This window comes from Peribacillus sp. P4_D6 (assembly GCF_056401795.1).
Genome location: NZ_JBFUIQ010000297.1, coordinates 1 through 1,895, shown reverse-complemented (window position 1 = coordinate 1,895; position 1,895 = coordinate 1). Strand labels below are relative to the sequence as shown.

The window sequence follows — 1,895 nt, the reverse complement described above, 5'->3', positions numbered from 1 at the left end:
CTCTTTTGTTAGCCCTTTATAGAATTTGCTATTGATAATGTAAATATTGGGGCTGAACATATGCTTGGATTCTAGTACATCACTTTGTACTTCATTCCACCCCGAGGATCTCAGTGTGGCTATGGGATTATCCTGAGCATCTACAACTTTTTGTTCAAGTGCGGTAAAAACTTCTGAAATAGGCAATGGGCTAACGTTTGCCCCCAATGATTCACCTAATTTTATGTAATTCGGGATGTTCGGCATTCTAAGTCGAAGTCCATCAAAATCTTTCATGCTCTTTATCGGACGATTACTCGAAAACATCCTAAATCCGTTTGCACTCCATGCAAGAGGTGTCACTCCATGCTTTGGATCAAGATCTTCTGTCAATTCCTCTCCGATAGGTCCATTCAATACCTTCTTTACATGATCGTAATCCCTGAATAGGAAGGGCCATTCCGGAACACCCATTTTAGGAATGTCCGACTGCATAATTAGTCCTGGAACACCCATTTCGATCGTCCCGTTTCTGACGCCGTCATAAAATTCTTTTTCTGCACCTAATGTACTGTTCGCATAAATCCGAACCTCTAGTTCACCATTACTCTCCTTTTCTACTATTTTTTTAAATTTTTCTTTCAAGGCAATGTTTTGAGGATGATTTTCAGCAAAATAATGTGCCACTTTAATTGTTTTCTTTTCAACTCCAGATCCACTGGTCTTTTCTCCCTCACCTCCACCACATCCTGATAAAAGGAATGTCATTGCAAGAGTTAAGCTTGTGGAAAATACAAATAGTTTATTTTTTTTCAATAAAAACCCTCCTCGTTTTTTTGTAAGCGTTATCATTAAAGGCTGATCTTTAAAACTTCTCCTCACCCTTGTATAAGCAAAAATCAAATCGTTTTATAATGTAAAACTTGGTTTTTGTTTTATTCGGAATGAGGAAAAAACACTTCACTTCTCATTACGTTTCACAAGTTGATTCACTTTTTAAGCCATTACCTTAATAAAATTAATGATTAATTTGTTCTATAATATAAAACTCAGTTTTCGAATTTTACATCTTACGTTGATTATAAGCTCCCATTTTTATTAATGTCAAACCATTTTTTGAATTTTATAACAATTTAACCAATTCTCCATTTCTCTGATTAATATTTACAGTTGAGATTTTTAGAAACAAAACGGGAAGGATAAAAGTCGTTTTTTTCTATATTAGAATATTTATAGGATGGAAAATCAATATGAACCCCTCTTACAACAGATTGAAATCTGAAGGATAAAAACTCCACCCGAGGGTTTTAAAAAGGACTCATTAAATAAATTTAATTATTACCGATATATAACACATGGTAAATATATAACACGGGGAAGGAATAAACAAAAATGAATAAACTCAGTACGAAAATAGGTTTTGTTCTTTTAACAGGCATGATCATTACATTAATTGGAAGTTTATTATTAATGTATAAAAGTACAAAAGATACGGTTGAGAAAACAATCACTATGAGCAGCTTAAACATAGCAAGCAACATCTCTCAAGGAATAAATCCAACATCTTATGCTGATTTTTTAAGTAATCAATCCGAAACCTCTACATATTGGGAGATACGCGAGCAGTTAGACGATTATAGACAAAAAACTGGAGCATTATATGTATATACATTGGGAATTGACGAAAATAGCGAAAAAGTCCATATTCTTATAGACGGAATGGGTAAGGGAAATAATAAAGCATCTCCCATTTTAACACCCACAACTGCAACTTCATTTCAGGATGTAGAAAGCGTCATGAAGGGAAAGGCTTCAACTACTTCCATCGTTCATGATCCTGAATATGGTGACTATTTATCCGTTTTCGTTCCCATAAAGAATGGTAACGAGGTCATTGGAATTCTAGGGGTGGATAT

1 protein-coding gene and 1 pseudogene are annotated in these 1,895 nt (G+C 34.4%); one reads left to right on the top strand and one right to left on the bottom strand.

Going from position 1 to position 1,895, the window contains the following annotated elements:
* Positions 1-795 (bottom strand): TRAP transporter substrate-binding protein (locus tag AC1DVB_RS26925; protein ID WP_477591884.1); only part of this gene is annotated, 795 nt, incomplete at its 3' end.
* A 576-nt stretch (positions 796-1,371) separates the two neighbouring features.
* Here AC1DVB_RS26925 and AC1DVB_RS26920 point away from each other — a divergent pair.
* A pseudogene (locus tag AC1DVB_RS26920) lies at positions 1,372-1,895 on the top strand (methyl-accepting chemotaxis protein); the annotation flags it as partial.